General features: G+C 69.8%; 18 protein-coding genes and 1 tRNA gene. 11 read left to right on the plus strand and 8 right to left on the minus strand.

Features of this window, described 5'->3' with window-relative positions:
- The first annotated feature begins 5 nt into the window (after positions 1-5).
- Genes pstC through pstB form a run of 3 tightly spaced genes read left to right on the plus strand, consistent with a single transcriptional unit; the run spans position 6 to position 2,770 of the window.
- Positions 6-1,013 (plus strand): phosphate ABC transporter permease subunit PstC, encoded by a 1,008-nt coding sequence (gene pstC, locus LG278_RS18030; RefSeq protein ID WP_404388904.1) that lies wholly within the window; start codon positions 6-8, stop codon positions 1,011-1,013.
- Positions 1,010-1,972: a phosphate ABC transporter permease PstA gene (pstA, locus tag LG278_RS18035; protein WP_404388905.1), complete on the plus strand. Its 963-nt coding sequence runs from the start codon at positions 1,010-1,012 to the stop codon at positions 1,970-1,972. The genes pstC and pstA overlap by 4 nt, the downstream gene beginning before the upstream one ends.
- Positions 1,973-1,993: 21 nt before the next feature.
- Positions 1,994-2,770 (plus strand): phosphate ABC transporter ATP-binding protein PstB, encoded by a 777-nt coding sequence (gene pstB / locus LG278_RS18040; protein WP_404388906.1) that lies wholly within the window; start codon positions 1,994-1,996, stop codon positions 2,768-2,770.
- Positions 2,771-2,992: 222 nt separating this feature from the next.
- Here the strand turns inward: pstB and LG278_RS18045 are convergent, their stop codons facing one another.
- The 4 genes from LG278_RS18045 to LG278_RS18060 all read right to left on the minus strand — a co-directional run bounded on the left by LG278_RS18045 (position 2,993) and on the right by LG278_RS18060 (position 6,075).
- Positions 2,993-3,997, minus strand: coding sequence for an anion permease (locus LG278_RS18045; protein ID WP_404388907.1), 1,005 nt, complete (start codon positions 3,995-3,997; stop codon positions 2,993-2,995).
- A 7-nt stretch (positions 3,998-4,004) separates the two neighbouring features.
- Positions 4,005-4,625 (minus strand): DUF47 domain-containing protein, encoded by a 621-nt coding sequence (locus LG278_RS18050; RefSeq protein ID WP_404388908.1) that lies wholly within the window; start codon positions 4,623-4,625, stop codon positions 4,005-4,007.
- Positions 4,626-4,774: 149 nt separating this feature from the next.
- Positions 4,775-4,954: a hypothetical protein gene (locus LG278_RS18055; RefSeq protein WP_404388909.1), complete on the minus strand. Its 180-nt coding sequence runs from the start codon at positions 4,952-4,954 to the stop codon at positions 4,775-4,777.
- A 509-nt stretch (positions 4,955-5,463) separates the two neighbouring features.
- Positions 5,464-6,075: a hypothetical protein gene (locus tag LG278_RS18060; RefSeq protein ID WP_404388910.1), complete on the minus strand. Its 612-nt coding sequence runs from the start codon at positions 6,073-6,075 to the stop codon at positions 5,464-5,466.
- 173 nt (positions 6,076-6,248) lie between these two features.
- Here LG278_RS18060 and LG278_RS18065 point away from each other — a divergent pair, with 173 nt between their 5' ends.
- Positions 6,249-7,049, plus strand: a complete 801-nt coding sequence (locus LG278_RS18065) for a sigma-70 family RNA polymerase sigma factor (protein WP_404388911.1) — start codon at positions 6,249-6,251, stop codon at positions 7,047-7,049.
- 127 nt (positions 7,050-7,176) lie between these two features.
- Here the strand turns inward: LG278_RS18065 and LG278_RS18070 are convergent, their stop codons facing one another.
- Positions 7,177-7,764, minus strand: a complete 588-nt coding sequence (locus LG278_RS18070) for an ANTAR domain-containing protein (RefSeq protein WP_404388912.1) — start codon at positions 7,762-7,764, stop codon at positions 7,177-7,179.
- A 151-nt stretch (positions 7,765-7,915) separates the two neighbouring features.
- On the opposite strand from LG278_RS18070, the gene LG278_RS18075 reads away from it, so the two are divergent.
- A tRNA-Lys gene (locus tag LG278_RS18075) sits at positions 7,916-7,991 on the plus strand.
- A 45-nt stretch (positions 7,992-8,036) separates the two neighbouring features.
- On the opposite strand, the gene LG278_RS18080 is transcribed toward LG278_RS18075, so the two are convergent.
- Positions 8,037-9,146, minus strand: a complete 1,110-nt coding sequence (locus LG278_RS18080; protein ID WP_404388913.1) for a HoxN/HupN/NixA family nickel/cobalt transporter — start codon at positions 9,144-9,146, stop codon at positions 8,037-8,039.
- Positions 9,147-9,323: 177 nt separating this feature from the next.
- On the opposite strand from LG278_RS18080, the gene LG278_RS18085 reads away from it, so the two are divergent.
- The gene (locus tag LG278_RS18085; protein ID WP_404388914.1) at positions 9,324-10,523 is read left to right on the plus strand and encodes a thiolase family protein; all 1,200 of its coding nucleotides are present in this window, start codon (positions 9,324-9,326) and stop codon (positions 10,521-10,523) included.
- Positions 10,524-10,581: 58 nt separating this feature from the next.
- On the opposite strand, the gene LG278_RS18090 is transcribed toward LG278_RS18085, so the two are convergent.
- Together LG278_RS18090 and LG278_RS18095 are read right to left on the minus strand one after the other, a co-directional pair.
- Positions 10,582-13,011, minus strand: coding sequence for a phosphoketolase (locus LG278_RS18090; RefSeq protein ID WP_404388915.1), 2,430 nt, complete (start codon positions 13,009-13,011; stop codon positions 10,582-10,584).
- Positions 13,012-13,177: 166 nt separating this feature from the next.
- Entirely contained in the window at positions 13,178-13,372 is a 195-nt protein-coding gene (locus tag LG278_RS18095) for a CsbD family protein (RefSeq protein ID WP_404388916.1), read from the minus strand.
- A gap of 143 nt (positions 13,373-13,515) precedes the next feature.
- Between LG278_RS18095 and LG278_RS18100 the strand changes: the two genes are divergently transcribed.
- The 5 genes from LG278_RS18100 to LG278_RS18120 all read left to right on the plus strand — a co-directional run bounded on the left by LG278_RS18100 (position 13,516) and on the right by LG278_RS18120 (position 16,972).
- The gene (locus tag LG278_RS18100; protein WP_404388917.1) at positions 13,516-14,541 is read left to right on the plus strand and encodes a cation diffusion facilitator family transporter; all 1,026 of its coding nucleotides are present in this window, start codon (positions 13,516-13,518) and stop codon (positions 14,539-14,541) included.
- Positions 14,538-15,050: a methylated-DNA--[protein]-cysteine S-methyltransferase gene (locus tag LG278_RS18105; RefSeq protein ID WP_404388918.1), complete on the plus strand. Its 513-nt coding sequence runs from the start codon at positions 14,538-14,540 to the stop codon at positions 15,048-15,050. The genes LG278_RS18100 and LG278_RS18105 overlap by 4 nt, the downstream gene beginning before the upstream one ends.
- 85 nt (positions 15,051-15,135) lie before the next feature.
- Complete coding sequence (locus LG278_RS18110; RefSeq protein ID WP_404388919.1) at positions 15,136-15,636, plus strand: RNA polymerase sigma factor; 501 nt, start codon at positions 15,136-15,138, stop codon at positions 15,634-15,636.
- Complete coding sequence (locus tag LG278_RS18115) at positions 15,629-16,243, plus strand: methylated-DNA--[protein]-cysteine S-methyltransferase (protein WP_404388920.1); 615 nt, start codon at positions 15,629-15,631, stop codon at positions 16,241-16,243. The genes LG278_RS18110 and LG278_RS18115 overlap by 8 nt, the downstream gene beginning before the upstream one ends.
- 159 nt (positions 16,244-16,402) lie before the next feature.
- Positions 16,403-16,972 (plus strand): NUDIX domain-containing protein, encoded by a 570-nt coding sequence (locus LG278_RS18120; protein WP_404388921.1) that lies wholly within the window; start codon positions 16,403-16,405, stop codon positions 16,970-16,972.
- The last annotated feature ends 98 nt before the right edge of the window (positions 16,973-17,070 follow it).

Genomic DNA, 17,070 nt, shown 5'->3' on the forward strand with positions numbered 1-17,070 from the left:
ACCACGTGTCGAGCGTGACCGGTGTCTCCGCCACCGACGAGTTGCCCGGCCCTGACGGCAGACGCCCGCTCGAGGGTGACCGCGCCTCCACCGGACGGCTCGGCGACCGCCTCTTCGGCGGTGTCGCGACCCTCTCGGGGGTCGTCGTCATCGTCCTCGTGACCCTCATCGCCGTCTTCCTCATCGTCCAGGCGATCCCGGCACTGGCCAACAACAGCGCCAACTTCTTCACCTCCCGCGAGTGGGCGCCCGGCGGGGAGGAGCCCCGCTTCGGCATCCTCGAGTTCCTGTGGACGACCGTGACCGCCTCGACGTTGGCCATGCTCATCTCGGTGCCGGTCGGGGTCGGCGTCGCCCTGTTCATCACGCAGTACGCGCCCGCCTGGTTGACTCGGCCGGCCGCTGCCCTCGTCGACCTGCTCGCCGCGGTGCCCTCGATCGTCTACGGCCTCTGGGGCCTGATCACCTTCAGCCCCTTCTTCAAGCCCTTTCAGGCGTGGATGGAGGGCACGCTGGGCTGGTTCCCGCTCTTCGCCCCCACCGGCATCTCCGGCGGCACGATCTTCTTCATCGGCATCGTCCTCGCGATCATGGTCCTGCCCATCGTCACGGCCCTGTCGCGTGAGGTCTTCGACCAGACGCCGATCGCGCACAAGGAGGGAGCGCTCGCCCTCGGGGCGACGAAGTGGGAGATGATCCGCACCGCGGTGCTCCCCTTCGGGCGCCCGGGTGTCATCTCCGCCTCGATGCTGGCCCTCGGCCGGGCGCTCGGTGAGACGATCGCCGTGACCTTCCTCGTGTCGGCCCTTGCGGACGGCGCTCCCTGGACGTGGTCGCTCTTCAACGGTGGCGAGACCTTCGCCTCCAAGATCGCCAACAACGCTGCCGAGTTCAGCAACCCGGGCAAGACCGGGGCCTTCATCGCTGCGGGGCTCGTGCTCTTCGTGCTGACCTTCGTCGTCAACAGCATCGCCCGAGTCGTCATCGAGCGCAGGAAGGCCTTCTCCGAATGAGCGCCATCACCGACGAGCGCCGCCCCGACGACGCCTCCGCGCCCGACGACGCCACCCCTCCCGGCGGCGGTCAGGGCCGCGACGCCCTGCGCCAGATGGGCAGCCCCCACCGGGCTCGCAACATCAAGGACACCGTCGCCCGGATCGTCATGTGGTTCTGCTTCTTCCTCGCGATCGTCCCGCTCGTCTGGATCCTCTGGACGGTCATCTCCAAGGGCGCCCACCTGCTCGGATCGATGGAGTGGTGGACCGGCAACCAGCGCAACATCAACTCCGACGACGCCGGGGGCGGCGCCCGCCACGCCATCGAGGGCACGCTCCAGATGGTGGCGGTCACGGCGATGATCGCGGTGCCGATCGGCATCTTCACCGCCGTCTACCTCGTGGAGTACGGCCGCGGCAAGCTCGCCAAGGCGATCAGCTTCACCGTCGACATCCTGTCCGGCGTCCCCTCGATCGTCGCGGCGCTCTTCATCTACGCCGTCTGGGTCACGACCTTCGGCCTCAGCCGGTCGGGGTTCGCCGCGTCGCTCGCCCTCGTGCTGCTCATGATCCCGGTCGTGGTGCGCTCGACCGAGGAGATGCTCAAGCTCGTGCCCAACGAGCTGCGTGAGGCGGCCTACGCCCTCGGCGTGCCGAAGTGGGTCACCGTCGTCAAGGTGGTGCTGCGCACGGCCTTCTCGGGCATCATCACCGGCGTTCTGCTCGGCATCGCCCGCGTCATGGGCGAGACGGCGCCGCTGCTGATCCTCGCCCCCTACACGAAGAACTTCCAGCGCGACCTCTTCGCCGGCAACTTCCCCACCCTCCCGATGATGATCAACCAGGACCGCGGCGACTTCGCCCTGGCGACCGCCGCGGAGCGCATGTGGGCGGCCGCCCTCACCCTGATCATCCTCGTCCTGCTCCTCAACATCATCGGCCGGGTCATCGCGTACTTCGGCTCGGTCAAGAAGTAAGAGAAAGCGAAGCGTCCACCCATGGCAAAGCGAATCGACGTCACCGACCTCAACGTCTACTACGGCGCCTTCAAGGCCGTCGAGGGCGTCTCGATGACGGTCGAGCCCCGGTCCGTGACAGCGCTCATCGGCCCGTCCGGCTGCGGTAAGTCGACCGTCCTGCGCACCCTCAACCGCATGCACGAGGTGATCCCCGGCGGTCGGGTCGAGGGCAAGGTCATGCTCGACGACCAGGACCTCTACGCCCCCTCGATGGACCCGGTGACGGTGCGCCGCACGATCGGCATGGTCTTCCAGCGGCCCAACCCGTTCCCGACGATGTCGATCTACGACAACGTCGCCGCGGGCCTGCGGCTCAACGGCGTGAAGAACAAGAAGACCCTCGACGGCATCGTCGAGTCCTCGCTCAAGGGCGCCAACCTCTGGACCGAGGTGAAGGACCGCCTCAACAAGCCGGGCGCCGGCCTCTCCGGTGGCCAGCAGCAGCGCCTCTGCATCGCCCGGGCCATCGCGGTGCAGCCGCAGGTGCTGCTCATGGACGAGCCGTGTTCAGCTCTCGACCCGATCTCGACGCTCGCGATCGAGGACCTCATCAACGAGCTCAAGAGCGACTTCACGATCGTCATCGTCACGCACAACATGCAGCAGGCCGCCCGCGTCTCCGACCGCACGGCCTTCTTCAACCTCAAGGCGACCGGCGAGCCGGGCCGACTCGTCGAGATCGACGACACGACGCGGATCTTCAACAACCCGTCCGAGCAGGCCACCGAGGACTACATCTCCGGCCGCTTCGGCTGACCCCCACCGCAACACACCGAGTAGTCGTCAACCCCACCGGGCATGCCCGGTGGGGTTGACGGTTTCTCGGTGTGTTGCCGGGTCCAGTGGATCGACACACAGGGGTATGCCGTCCCGCCGAGCGAGCCCGGCTGCCTCACCCCACCGATCGAAAGAGCAGTTCGTCGCACGGCACCCACACGGCGACCCGGACGAATCGCTCTTTCGATCGGCAGGTGGGGGTCAGCGGAAGATGCCGGTGACGTACCAGGTCAGGACGGCGACGAGACCGGCCCCGGGGAAGGTCAGGAACCACGCGCCGATGATGTTGCCGGCCACGCTCCAGCGCACGGCCGAGAGCCGCTTGGTCGCGCCGACGCCCATGATCGCCGAGGTGATCGTGTGGGTCGTGGAGATCGGTGCCCCGAAGGCCAGACCCGCGACGTAGAGGATCGAGGCCGCAGTGGTCTCGGCGGCGAAGCCCTGCGGGGGTGTGAGGTCGATGATGCGGCGACCGAGCGTGCGCATGATGCGCCACCCACCGGCATACGTGCCGGCAGAGATGACGACAGCGGACATCACGAGCACCCACAACGGGATCGAGTCACCCTCGTGGTAGCCCGCGATGTTGAGCGCGAGCACGACGACGCCCGCGGTCTTGGCGGCGTCCTGGAGGCCGTGGCCAAAGGCCATGGCGGCGGCCGATGCGGTCTGGGCGAGGCGGAAGCCACGGGTGACCCGGGTGGGATGGGCGTGGCGGAAGCCCCAGAGGATGGCGAGCATGAAGAGGTAGCCGAGGGTGAGGCCGATGATCGGCGAGGCCACCATCGGGATGACGACCTTGGTCCAGATGACGTCCCACTGCACCGCCACGCCGGCCACGAGGGCCGCGCCGCCGAGCCCGCCGATGAGGGCGTGCGAGGACGACGAGGGGAGGCCGAACCACCAGGTGATGAGGTTCCAGCCCGTGGCCCCGACCAGCGCGGCGGCGACGAGCCAGAGGCCGTCGACACCCTCCGGCGTCTCGATGATGCCGGAGCCGATGGTCTTGGCGACGTTGGAGCCGAAGAAGGCGCCGACAAGGTTGGCGACCGCCGCCATCGCGAGCGCGACCCGGGGCGTCAGCGCCCGGGTCGAGATCGAGGTGGCGATGGCGTTCGCCGCGTCGTGGAAGCCGTTGGTGTAGTTGAAGCCCATCGCCAGCGTGATGACAGCGATGACCCCCAACAGGGGAAGGGTGGGTTCCATCGGCGGGTCAGGACTCCTTGACCGCGATGCCCTCGACGACGTGGGCCACCTTCTCGAACGCGTCCGCTGCGTCCTCGAACCCGTCGACGATGGCCTTGATCTTGATCAGCTCGACCGGGTCGGGTGAGTTGGTGAAGAGCTTGGCCACCTGCTTGCGGTGCAGGGCGTCGGCCTGGTTCTCGAGCCGGTTGATCTCGATCCAGTAGCTCTTGAGGTCCTTGAGCGAGCGCAGTCGCGGCATCGCCTCTGCCGTCACCTCCGCCATCCGGCCGAGGATCTCGAACTGCTCGGCGAGGCCCTCGGGGATGTCGCCCACGTGGTAGAGCACGATGAGGTCGCCGGTCTCCTCGATGAGGTCCATGCAGTCGTCGAGCGAGGCGGCGAGGTTGTGGATGTCCTCGCGGTCGAACGGCGTGATGAACGAGCTGTTCACCTTGCTGATCAGCTCGTGCGTCGCCTCGTCGGCGGCGTGCTCGAGGTCCTTGAGCCGGTCGGCGACCATCTGGCGCTTCGTCAGGTCGACCTCCAGGAAGCGGGTCAGCTCACGCGTCGCTTCGACGAGCAGCTGGGCCTGCGCCGTGAAGAGCGTGAAAAAGCTCGTGTCCTGGGGTGTGAGGCGAAAACCCACGGGGGTGCTCCGGTCGATCGGGGTCTGGGTCCGGGAAGATGCTACGGGTTGATCGACGTCCGGACGCAACCGAGCCGACATCTGCCGTTCACCCAGGCCCCGGCCGGATCCGCGCGGGATCAGGCGGCGAGCCTGACGGGGCGGAAGCCCTAGTTCGACGTGCTGCCGTGTCCCTTGACCGGGAAGACGCCCAGCAGCGCATCGACCTCGGCCGGCGTGAAGTGGCGAGTCGCTGACGAGGCAGCTACCACGAGGTCGCTGACGAGCTCGATCTCGTCGGCCAGGGCAACGTCGAGCAGGTCTCCGGACCGCTCTTCCTCGGGCGTCATGGGCTCAATCTAGATCGCCGCGATGGGCGTCGTGGCGCTTAACCACAAACGATGCTTGGGGTTTCCACGTGGTGGCCGCACCGGCATCATGGAGGCATGCCACCGGAGGCGTCGGCGCCGATGTCGTGGAGCGTGGTCGAGCACGGCAGCTTCCTGCTCGGCAGCTGCGAGGCGTGCCGGTGGAGGAGCCCGGCCCGCCGAGCCCGCTACTCCATCGAGGCCGACATGCGCGCCCATGAGGTGCTGTGCCGGTCTGCCGAGGCGGCTTCGGCAGCACTGACGCCCCAGACCGCCCAGACGGGTCGCGGCGGCGGAGGCAGTGACGACGGCGGAGGCAGCCATGGCGGAAGTTGTGGCGTCGGGCCGGGAGCGCCTCTCGGCACAGGGCCGCTCGTAGCGGCTGAATTTGGGACCCGGGGCTACCGCGACCCGACGCGAGGAAAAGGATAAATCCTGCCGGGGAGGATCACCAAAGGTCTCGATGTGCAAGCCCCCGGCCATTCGAGTGCTCAGTCGAGTGCGTCGGCCCGCCACAGTCGCGCGCCGGCCGAGAGGTCGTCGGCCATGACGAACATATTGGCCGCCTGCTGCGCCGTGGCGCCGCCGGAGGAGATGTCGGCTCGGCCCGCGGACACGACGCGGCAGAAGGCCGCCGCCCGCTCGAGCGCCACGGCCAGGTCTCCTTCGAAGACACCCCGCAGCACCTCGTCGATGACGCGGCTCATCTCCTGCGGACCGGGGGGCTCGGCCGCGCCGGCGACGGCATGGTTGGGGCCGGTGAAACGGATGCCCGCGGCATACTCGCGGCTGGCCTCGTCGGGGGCACGCTGGACCCACTCCCGCAGGACGTAGAGGCGCCACAGTGCTCCGGGGAGCGAGCGGGCCGGTCGCTGCGACCACAGCTCGGCCAGCGTCGACAGGCCGATGTCGTCGACGAGGGCGACGAGCTTCTGGGTGACGGCCGGGTCGGCAGCCGCCCGACCGGCGTGGACGAGGGCGAGCGCCGTCTCGTGGGCGACGTGGATCTGCTCGGTGGGGTCGTAGGCCGGCCCGTGGGCCTCGAGGGCGGACGGGCTGAAGAAGGCGGGCCGCCTGTGGTTGCGGTGCTCGCTCTCGCTCATCCCAGCAGGCTAGTCCCCCACACTGACGACGCCCCGGCGCCGACCCCCACCGACGCCGCACCGACCTCGGGCCGGGAGCAACGTTGGACACGTCAGTTGCACCGTGTCCACTCTTTGTCTAATGTCTGTCGAGGAGGTCAAGAAAGCGCCGCCACATCTTTGATGGAGGACGCATGACCGACCCGACACGGGGTCCGCGCGACGCGCGCACCCGAGAGCTCATCGCCACAGTCCGCACTGCCGCAAGCGAGTTCGAGCGCTCCCGGGCCCTCGAGGACGTGACGCGCATGCACCTGCCGCTGGCTCGTTCGCTCGCCCACCGATACGCCGGCAAGGGCATCGACCGGGACGACCTCGAGCAGGTCGCCTTCCTGGCACTGCTCAAGGCTGTCCAACGTTTCGACCTCGCGCAGCCCACGGAGTTCGGGGCCTACGCGACGCCGACGATCACGGGCGAGCTGCGTCGACACTTCCGCGACCACGGCTGGCTGGTGCGCCCCCCGCGCAGCCTGCAGGAGCGCCGCCAGCTCGTCACGGACTCGCGGTCACGGCTCGAGCAGAGCCTCGGCCACGAGCCGAGCCTCGAGGAGATCGCAGCCGAGCTCGACCTCACGATCGAAGCCGTCAAGGACGCCCAGGTGGCAGCGACCAACCTGCGCCCGGCGTCGCTCGACGCGACGACCGCCGACGGCGGCCGCCCCGTGCTCGACCTCATCGACGGCCGGGCGGACGCGATCGGCGACCCTGGCCTCGACGAGGGGATCATCGTTCGCACCGCCCTCCAGCGGCTCACACCCCGAGACCGCGAGATCGTGGAGCTGCGCTTCACGCGCGACATGACCCAGGCCGAGATCGCTTCCTCGCTGGGCCTGTCGGCGATGCAGGTCAGCCGCCTGCTCCGCCGCATCCTCGACGAGCTGCGTGAGCACCTCGAGCCGGCCGACCTCCGTCCGGCAGAGCTCGTCTCCGCCTGACGAGAGCCTCGCTCCCCCGCAGTCCACGTGCGGTGTGCCCCGTCGGGGCACACCGCACTGCTGTTTTCGCTGTCGTGGCCGTATGCCGCGTCGTCGCCGACAGTGCTGCCAGTGCCGTCCGGCTCTCCTAGGAGCCGGACGCAGCCGCCTCGACGACTTGGATGACGGAGGCGTCGCCCGCCTTGGCTCGGCCGAGCTGCTCGACGGCGCGCTGCGCGATGACGCCCAGCTTGACGTTGCTCGCCTGCGAGTAGCGCGACAGGATGCCGAAAGCCGCGGCGTCGTCGAGCCCGTAGGCGAACATCAGGGCGCCCTTGACCTGCTCGATGGCTGCCCGGTTGGCCGTCGCCGCCGCCACGGCTGCGTTGGACAGGTCCCCCACGACGTCGGTGACGTCGAAGGCATAGCCCCGCATGCGCAGGAGGCACCCGTCCTCGTCGCGCTCGGCATCACCGACGAAGGCGATGGAGCGCTGCCGGTCGGACTCGTCGAACAGGCGGTACTGGCCCGAGAGCGGCTCGCCCGCCTCGAGTGCGGCCGCGAGCGTCTCTGCGATGCGCTCCCGGTCGTCGGAGTGCATCCGCTTGAAGAGCATCTCGGACGGGTCGGCCTCGGTGCGCGTCAGACCTGCGACGACATACATGTCATCTGACCACCACCACGTGGCCGTGCCGTAGTCGTAGACGCACTCACCGAAGGCCGGGCGCCCGCTCATCGCTCCTCCTGTGGATCAAAGCCGTGCTCTCGCCCCACCAGAATCTCATCCGGAGCACGTCCCGTCATCCCGGCGCCACCGTCGGGCCGGTCCCAGCCCTACGGCATACTGAGGCCGTGATCGCGCCGCCCTCGGGACGGGTGCGGTCTCCGGGCCTCTAGCTCAGTCGGTAGAGCATCGGACTTTTAATCCGCCGGTCGTCGGTTCGAGCCCGACGGGGCCCACCACTCCAACCATCCCGTATGCCGGGTGGCCCGGCGCCGCAACAACGCTCAGTCCGTGAAGCCGGTCGTCCACCGCTCCTCGATGCGCCCCCAGCGCCAGATGGCGAGCGCGAGCAGCCAAGTCGCGACGAAGAGCCCGACGATCCAGAAGCCGATGCTGGCGAGGTCGATGCCTCCGATCCAGGCGAGCGGGCCGGTGGTGATCTCGAGCTTGTCGGTGAGGATCGAGATGAGCTGGATGACCCCGATGACGAGCGCGACGGCGACCGAGAGCGACGTGACGGTGATGTTGTAGTAGAGCTTGCGCACCGGCTTGCTGAAGGCCCAGCCGTAGGCGAAGTTCATGAACGACCCGTCGATGGAGTCGAGCAGCGACATGCCCGCAGCGAAGAGCACCGGAAGGGTGAGGACGGCATACCACGGCAGGTTGGCGGCAGCGGCGCCGCCGGCGATGACGAGCAGGCCGACCTCGGTGACGGTGTCGAAGCCGAAGCCGAACAGCACGCCCACGGGATACATGTGCCACGGCTTGCTGACGGCCCGGTTGACCCGCCCGAGGATGCGGTTGAGGAAGCCGCGCTTGTCGAGCTGCCGCTCGAGCTCGGCCTCGTCGTAGTCACCCGACCGCATCCGCCGGAAGACGTCGAGGATGCCGATGAGGGCGGCGAGGTTGATCAGGCCGATGAGCACGAGGAAGACTCCGGAGATCGAGGTCCCCCAGACCGACGTGATCTGCTGGAGCTGCGAGCCGTCGTCGGCGATCGCTCCCGCGAGTGCGCGGATGCCGAGGGCGAGCAGCATGACCATCGCGAAGACGACCGACGAGTGCCCGAGGCTGAACCAGAAGCCGACGCTCATCGGCCGTTGTCCGTCGCTCATCAGCTTGCGGGTCGCGTTGTCGATCGCTGCGATGTGGTCGGCGTCGAAGGCGTGCCGCATGCCGAGGGTGTATGCCGTGACGCCGAGTCCCACACCGAAGAGCTGGCCGGCGACCTGGTACTCCTGCGGCGCCACGACGCCGACGAGCAGCCCCCAGCCGACGACGTGCAGCAGCAGCACGACGAGGCTCATGCCGATGACGCTGCGCCGCTCGCCCCGGGTCAGCCTGGACAGCACCGACGTGCGAGCACCGCTCGAGACCCCCAGATCGACCGCCACGGACCCACGCTAGATGCGACTGTGTCGCACGTGCAACCGGGTCGGGCCCGCACCCGCCTCGCGCCGGATGGCCCCAGCCACCCCAGGCCTGCAGGATCGGCGACGTGTCGACGTGGCATGCTCGCCGCACCGGACGAAGGAGACCGCCATGACCCACCGCCTCGACGAGGTGCGCACATGAACGACGCGTTCGTCTACGACGCCGTCCGCACTCCCTTCGGTCGCTTCGGCGGCGCCCTCGCGACCACCCGACCCGACGACCTCGCCGCCCTCGTCGTCCGTGCCATCGTCGATCGAGCACCAGGGCTGACGGGTGACGGCGCCGGCGCGCACGTCGATGAGGTCGTCTTCGGCAACGCCAACGGGGCCGGCGAGGACAACCGGAACGTCGCGCGCATGGCGACGCTGCTCGCCGGCCTGCCGACGTCCATCCCGGGCACGACGGTCAACCGGCTCTGCGGCTCGAGCCTCGACGCGGCGATGATCGCCTCCCGGCAGATCGCCACCGGGGAGGCCGACGTCGTCATCGTCGGCGGGGTGGAGTCGATGACGCGGGCCCCCTGGGTGCTGCCCAAGACCGAGAAGCCCTACCCCGCAGGCGATCTCGCACTCGCCTCGACGACACTCGGCTGGCGGCTCGTCAATCCGGCGATGCCGTCCGAGTGGACCGTCTCGCTCGGCGAGGCCACCGAGCAGCTGCGGGAGCGCCACGGCATCTCGCGCGAGCGGCAGGACGCCTTCGCGGCCCGATCGCACCGCCTCGCCGACGCGGCGTGGAGCGCGGGCTTCTATGACGACCTCGTCGTGCCGGTGCCCGGCGTCGACCTGGCTCGCGACGAGTCGATCCGTTCCGACACGACGCCCGAGCGGCTGGCCGGGCTCCGCACCTCCTTCCGTGCGGAGAACGGCACCGTGACCGCCGGCAACGCCTCGCCCCTCAACGACGGCGCCTCGGCCGTGCTGCTCGGCAGCGCTGCTGCTGCCGACGAGGTCGGCCTCGCCCCGGTCGCTCGCATCGCCGGGCGGGGTGCCAGCGCCCTCGACCCGCAGCTCTTCGGCTTCGCGCCCGTCGAGGCGGCCAACCAGGCCCTGGCCAGGGCCGGCATCACCTGGGGCGACGTCGCCGCCGTCGAGCTCAACGAGGCCTTCGCGGCACAGTCGCTCGCCTGCCTCGACGCGTGGGACATCGACCCCGAGATCGTCAACCGGCACGGGGGCGCCATCGCGATCGGTCACCCGCTCGGCGCGTCGGGCGGCCGCATCCTCGGCACCCTGGCGCGCAGCCTCCAACGCAGTGGTGACCGCTGGGGGGTGGCGTGCATCTGCATCGGCGTGGGTCAGGGCCTCGCCGTCGTCCTCGAGAACGTCAGCGCCTAGGCGTGCGAGGGTATGCCGCCCGGCCGGCCGGACGGCATACCCCTCGTGGTGCTCGGGGTCAGTCGTCGACCACGGTCGTCATGACCCAGTCACGCACCTGCGGCATGTCCTCGAGGTGCTCGACGATGTAGTGCTCGTGCGTCGTCAGCTGCTCCTCGCACCACGCCTTGAGCTCGCTGGACCCGCGCACCTGGCGACCCGCGTTGTTGATGGCGTCCATCACGAGGTGGTAGCGGTCGACCCCGTTGCGCACGACCATGTCGAACGGCGTTGTCGTCGTGCCCTCCTCGCTGAAGCCGCGCACGTGGAAGCGGTCGGCGTCAGGGCGGCCGTGCAGCAGCTGGTGGATCGCGCCGTGATAGCCGTGGAAGGCGAAGACGACGTCGACGTGGTTGGTGAAGAGCTCGCCGAAGCGCACGTCGTCCATGCCGTGGGGGTGGCTGCGCACCCGGGGCAGCGTCATGAGGTCGACGACGTTGACGACGCGGAAGCGCAGCTGCGGCAGCCTCTCCTTGAGGATCTGCGCCGCCGCGACGACCTCCATCGTCACGACGTCACCCGCACAGGCGAGCACGACGTCGGGGTCGCGGTCACCATCGTCGTTGCCGGCCCAGTCCCACGTGCCGGCTCCATTGGCGCAATGGGCGATCGCCTCGTCCATCGTCAGCCACTGCGGCTGCGGCTGCTTGTCGATGACGATGAGGTTGACGTAGTTCTTCGACCGGAAGCAGTGATCCGCAACGGACAGAAGGCAGTTCGCGTCCGGCGGCAGATAGACACGGGCCACGTCACCCCGCGCGTTGAGGACAGTCTGGATCAGCCCCGGGCCCTGGTGCGAGAAGCCGTTGTGGTCGTTGCGCCACGCGGTCGAGGTGAGCAGGATGTTGAGGCTCGGCACATCGGCACGCCAGTCGAGGCGGTTGGCCTCCTGCAGCCACTTGCTGTGCTGCACGGTCATCGACGCGCTGACCATCGCGAACGCCTCGTAGGTGGCAAAGAGCCCGTGCCGCCCCGTCAGGGTGTAGCCCTCGAGCCACCCGTGGCAGCTGTGCTCGGAGAGCACCTCCATGACCCGCCCGTCGCGGGAGAGCTTGACGTCGGCGGGCTCGACCCGCTCGGCCGTCATCCGGTCGGAGACGTCGAAGACGGCCCCGACGCGGTTGCTGTTGGTCTCGTCGGGGCTGAAGAGCCGGAACGAGTGGGGGTTGCGCACGTAGAGCTCGCGCATCAGCTCGCCGATCGCCCGGGTCGACTCCTCGCGCACGGTCGCAGGCGCCGGCACGTCGCGGGCGAAGTCGCGGAAGTCGGGCAGGTCGAGATCGCCCACCCCGGACCCGCCGTTGGCATGGGGTGAGGCACTCATCCGCAGGTCACCCTCGGGATTGGCGCTGCGCACGATCGCCGTCGGCGCGCCGTTCTCGTCGAAGAGCTCCTCCGGTCGGTAGGACTTCAGCCACGTGTCGAGCACGGCGAGGTGCTCGTCGTTGCCCTTGACGCCGGACAGCGGCACCTGGTGCGAGCGCCACGTGCCGGTGACCGCGATGCCGTCGACCTCCTCGGGGCCCGTCCATCCCTTGGGTGAGCGGAGCACGATGAGCGGCCAGCGCGGACGGGTGCCGTCCCAGTCGCCGCCGCGCGCCGCAGCCTGGATCGTCTTGATGCAGCCGTATGCCGTCGCGAGCGTCCCAGCGAAGCGCTCGTGCATGCCGGGCAGGTCACCGCCCTCGACCTCGAACACCTCGTAGCCGTGGCCCTCGAGCAGGCTGCGCACCTCGACCGGGTCCTTGCGCCCGAGCACCGTCGGGCCGGCGATCTTGTGGCCGTTGAGGTGCAGGATCGGCAGGACGGCGCCGTCGCGCGCCGGGTTGAGGAAGGAGATCCCCTTCCACGACCCCTCGAGCGGGCCCGTCTCGGCCTCGCCGTCGCCGACGACGGCGAGCGCGAGCAGGTCGGGGTTGTCCATCACCGCACCGAAGGCGTGCACGAGCACGTAACCGAGCTCACCACCCTCGTGGATCGAGCCGGGCGTCGTGACGGAGACGTGGCTCGGGATGCCGCCGGGGGCAGAGAACTGGCGGAAGAGACGCTTGACGCCCTCCTCGTTGAGGGACACGTCGGGATAGATCTCGCTGTAGGTGCCCTCGAGGTAGCCGGCGGCGACGAGCGCCGGGCCACCGTGTCCGGGACCGGTGAGGTAGATCGTCTCCTGGCCGGTGTGCCGGATCACCCGCGACAGGTGCGTGTAGATGAACGAGAGGCCCGGGCTCGTGCCCCAGTGGCCGAGCAGCCGCGGCTTGATGTCGTCGGAGGTGAGCGGCCGTCGTAGGAGTGGGTTGTCCTGCAGGTAGATCTGACCGACTGTCAGGTAGTTGTTGGCGCGCCACCAGGCGTCCATCGCCCCAATCTCCTCCGCCGTCGCGGCGGGGACGGCGGGTGCGGCGTGACCGGCGGGATCGGTGGGGGCGGCAGGCTGGGCGGTCGTGCTCATCTCGGGTGACACCTCTCGATGGGTCGTCGGCGTTGCCCCCGAGCCTCACGGACCCGCGCCGCCCAGACAACCCCTCCGCCGGCTCCACCCACGCTCTGGCGGCGGACAGACCAGTGGGCCGGCCCCCGAAGGGACCGACCCACCTCGCCGGGAAGTGCCGGTCGATTCAGCGGTTGAAGGCGTCCTTGACGTCGTCGCCCGCGTCCTTGAGCTGCTCTCCCCGCTGCTTGAGGTCGGCCTGAGCCTGGTCTCGCTGGCCCTCGGCCTCGAGCCGCTCGTTGTCGGTCGACTTCCCGGCTGCTTCCTTGGCCTTGCCCTTGAGGTCTTCCCCGGCGTTCTTGGCCTTGTCAATGAGTCCCATCGTTTGGACTCCTCTCGATCGGATAGTGGTGTCCTACCCGCTGCTCCCACATCCGCACCATTCCGGGCACCTGACTTTGCAGCGGTTGTCCGCAGAGCAGTCCCGACGCGCCCGCTGTCGGTCGGTCTTGTCACACTGGACGGGTGTCATCGAACGAGAGCCCACCGACCGCCACCACCCCGGTCGGTGGTCCGCGTGCCCAGCAGACGCGCGACCTGAGTCGCTTCGCCTACCTCTCGATCGCCGCTGCGATCGTCACGATCACCCTCAAGGTCATCGCGTGGCGCGTCACGGGCTCGGTCGGTCTGCTCTCCGACGCAGCCGAGTCGGTCGTCAACCTCGTGGCGGCGGTCGCGGTGCTCGTGGCCCTCAAGGTGGCGGCCATGCCGGCCGACAAGAACCACCACTACGGCCACACCAAGGCCGAGTACTTCTCGGCTGCCATCGAGGGGATGATGATCTTCGTCGCCGCCCTCGTCATCATGTACACCGCGGTCGAGCGCTTCCTCAACCCCCGCCCGATCGAGAACGTCGGCATCGGCCTCGCGATCTCCGTCGTCGCCTCCCTCGTCAACGGCGGGGTGGCCCTCGTGCTCCTGCGCGCGGGTCGCCGCTACCGGTCGCTGACGCTGACCGCCGACGGCAAGCACCTCATGACCGACGTGTGGACGTCGGCCGGTGTCGTCGTCGGCGTGCTCGTCGTGGCCCTCACGGGCATCGAGCGGCTCGACCCCATCGTCGCCTTCCTCGTCGGCATCAACATCGTGTGGACGGGCTGGAAGCTCATCCGCGAGTCGACCGCGGGCCTCATGGACATCTCGATGTCCAAGGAGGACAACCGCGCGATCGCCGACATCCTCGCCGGCTTCGTCACGCGCGACGTGCACTTCCATGCCCTGCGCACCCGCGAGTCGGGGCACCACCGCTTCGCCGAGGTGCACGTGCTCGTGCCCGGCGCCTGGACCGTGCAGCAGGGGCACGACCTCGTAGAGGAGGTCGAGGCCGCGGTGCACGACGGCTTCGGCGAGATCGCCCTGACCTGCCACCTCGAGCCGTCGGAGGACCCCCGCGCCTACGGCGACTACGCCGCAGAGTTCCCCGTGCCGACGCACGACGACATCCTGGCCTCGCACGAGACCACGTCAGGGGCGGGGCCCGAACGACCGTGAGCCCCTCGCACGTCGTCGTGGCCTCGCCGATCGGCGAGCTGACCGTCGTCGCCGTCGACGGCGCGATCACGCACGTGCTCATGGACGCCGCGAAGTACCGCCCCGACGACCCCGACGTGCTGGGCGAGCCAGGTGACCCTCGGGCGGAGCCGTTCGCCAGCGCCGCGGCCCAGCTGGACGCCTACTTCGCGGGCGAGCTGCGCGAGTTCGACCTGCCGCTCGCCCCGCGCGGTGACGACTTCCACCAGCGCGTCTGGGCCTTGCTGCGCGAGATCCCCTACGGCGAGACGCGCAGCTACGGCGACCTCGCGCGCGCCCTCGGCGACCGCAACCTCGCCCAGGCGGTCGGCACGGCCAACGGCCGCAACCCGATCGCCGTCGTCGTGCCGTGCCACCGCGTCATCGGAGCCGACGGCTCCCTCGTGGGGTATGCCGGAGGGCTGGGTCGCAAGCGACACCTCCTCGCGCTCGAGGAGCCGCACGCCGCCGACGCCGGCCGTCTCTTCTGACCCCAGACCACCGCGGGTGGCCACCCCAACGCATCCGCCACACTGAGGGACCTCACACTTCTGGAGGCCGGAGCGTCCACAGGACATGAAGCGACCGTTCGAGCAGGCCGTCACCGAGCACGGCACCGTGGTGCTGCGTGTCTGCCGCGCCGTGCTCGGCGTAGACGAGGCCGACGACGCGTGGTCGGAGACCTTCCTCTCCGCCCTGCGGGCCTGGCCCGACCTGCCCGACGACGCCGATGTGCGGGCCTGGCTCGTCACCATCGCGCACCGCAAGGCGATCGACGTCGCCCGGGCCCGCGTTCGCCGCGCGGTGCCCGTCGACGAGCTGCCCGAGCCCATCGCATCGCGAGCCGACCACCCCGAGCAGGCACTCCCCGACGACGCCCTGTGGTCGGCGCTCGCCGACCTGCCCGACAAGCAGCGCCAGTGCGTGGCCTACCACCACGTCGCGGGGCTGCCGCACAGCGAGGTGGCATCGATCGTCGGCGGCACGCCGGCTGCGGCACGCCGCGCCTGCGCCGACGGCATCGCCCGCCTGCGCCTCACCTACGCCGCGAGAGAAGAAGTGAGTTCCCATGTCTGACAGCCGGATCCACGCCCTAGCCACACCCCGGCAGGCCGATGCCCTGACAGCAGAGGTCGCGGCGCTGCACGACCGCTTGGTGCAGCGCGCTTCTGCCACAACGTCGCTCGACCTCGGCTATCGCGTCGTCGACTCCCCCGTCGGCCGCCTGCTCCTGGCCGCGACCGACGTCGGCCTGACCCGCCTCGCCTTCGAGAGCGAGGACCACGACGCCGTCCTCGACTCGCTAGCCACGCGCATCGGCTCACGGATCCTGCGTGACGACAAGCGTTTTGACGGTCTGGCCCGCGAGCTCGAAGACTACTTCTCCGGCCGGCGCCACAGCTTCGACACGCCAGTCGACCTCCGCCTCGCCCACGGCTTCCGCCGCGAGGTGCTCCGCCACCTGCGCGACATCCCCTACGGGCACACCGAGAGCTATGCAGAGGTCGCCGCATCGACGGGCAGCCCCCGGGCGGTGCGGGCGGTCGGCAGTGCCTGCGCCACCAACCCCGTGCCCATCGTCGTGCCCTGCCACCGGGTCGTGCGCTCCGACGGTGGCCTCGGGGGCTACCTCGGTGGGCTCGCAGCCAAGCGCTTCCTGCTCGACGTCGAGGCCGCTGCCTGACGAGGGGCAGACCCGCCCACCCCGGCGTATGCCGCGTGGCCCGCCCTGCTGGGAGGCCACCCTGACGCTCACCCGGCGACACGGCATACCGGCTCATGCCACCGTGCCACGTCGACTGCCGGGCTGCGACGATCGGGGCATGCGAGAGCGAGCCCGTCGATGACCTGGCCGGTGACGCGCACACGCGTCGCCTACGAGAACCCGTGGATCGTGGTCCGGGAGGACGAGGTCGTGCGGCCCGACGGCTCACCCGGCGTCTACGGGGTGGTCGAGGTGCGCCGTCCCGCGGTCTTCGTCGTCGCCCTGACCGACGCCGACGAGGTCGTGCTCGTCACCGTCGACCGGCACACCGTCGGCCCCTCGGTCGAGGTGCCGGCGGGCGGCACCGACGGCGAGGACCCCCTCGTCGCCGCCCGTCGCGAGCTCGCCGAGGAGACAGGTCTCGCCGCCGGCACGTGGCGCCGGGTGGGCGACGTCACCGCGCTCAACGGCATCTGCCGCGCCCCCGAGGTGGTCTATCTCGCCACCGACCTGCGCCCCGCCGGCGGTGCAGCGGAGGCGATCGACGACGCTGACCGCTCCGGCGAGCAGGTCGCAGAAGGCATCTCGGCCGTCTCGCGCGTGCCGGTCGCGGAGGCTCTGGCGATGATCCGTCGCGGCGAGATCACCGACGGCGAGACCGTCGCCGCCCTCATGCTCGCGCTGCTCGAGCTCGGTCGCGTCTGCTGACGACCCCTGGTCGGCCCCAACGTGCAACGGTTCCGGGGGCTCGCGTGTCCATGCTGGTGTAGGACGAGTTCACGACCACCACCACCTGACCCACACCC

The organism is Humibacillus xanthopallidus, from assembly GCF_044793955.1.
GTDB classification, from domain to species: domain Bacteria; phylum Actinomycetota; class Actinomycetes; order Actinomycetales; family Dermatophilaceae; genus Humibacillus; species Humibacillus xanthopallidus_C.

Excerpts from the sequence above, each read along its gene's own strand:
- pstA (WP_404388905.1), top strand. The coding sequence starts at position 1,010 with ATGAGCGCCATCACCGACGAGCGCCGCCCCGACGACGCCTCCGCGCCC.
- pstB (WP_404388906.1), top strand. The coding sequence starts at position 1,994 with ATGGCAAAGCGAATCGACGTCACCGACCTCAACGTCTACTACGGCGCC.
- LG278_RS18045 (WP_404388907.1), bottom strand. The coding sequence starts at position 3,997 with ATGGAACCCACCCTTCCCCTGTTGGGGGTCATCGCTGTCATCACGCTG.
- LG278_RS18055 (WP_404388909.1), bottom strand. The coding sequence starts at position 4,954 with ATGACGCCCGAGGAAGAGCGGTCCGGAGACCTGCTCGACGTTGCCCTG.
- LG278_RS18060 (WP_404388910.1), bottom strand. The coding sequence starts at position 6,075 with ATGAGCGAGAGCGAGCACCGCAACCACAGGCGGCCCGCCTTCTTCAGC.
- LG278_RS18065 (WP_404388911.1), top strand. The coding sequence starts at position 6,249 with ATGACCGACCCGACACGGGGTCCGCGCGACGCGCGCACCCGAGAGCTC.
- LG278_RS18070 (WP_404388912.1), bottom strand. The coding sequence starts at position 7,764 with ATGAGCGGGCGCCCGGCCTTCGGTGAGTGCGTCTACGACTACGGCACG.
- LG278_RS18085 (WP_404388914.1), top strand. The coding sequence starts at position 9,324 with ATGAACGACGCGTTCGTCTACGACGCCGTCCGCACTCCCTTCGGTCGC.
- LG278_RS18090 (WP_404388915.1), bottom strand. The coding sequence starts at position 13,011 with ATGAGCACGACCGCCCAGCCTGCCGCCCCCACCGATCCCGCCGGTCAC.
- LG278_RS18095 (WP_404388916.1), bottom strand. The coding sequence starts at position 13,372 with ATGGGACTCATTGACAAGGCCAAGAACGCCGGGGAAGACCTCAAGGGC.
- LG278_RS18110 (WP_404388919.1), top strand. The coding sequence starts at position 15,136 with ATGAAGCGACCGTTCGAGCAGGCCGTCACCGAGCACGGCACCGTGGTG.
- LG278_RS18115 (WP_404388920.1), top strand. The coding sequence starts at position 15,629 with ATGTCTGACAGCCGGATCCACGCCCTAGCCACACCCCGGCAGGCCGAT.
- LG278_RS18120 (WP_404388921.1), top strand. The coding sequence starts at position 16,403 with ATGACCTGGCCGGTGACGCGCACACGCGTCGCCTACGAGAACCCGTGG.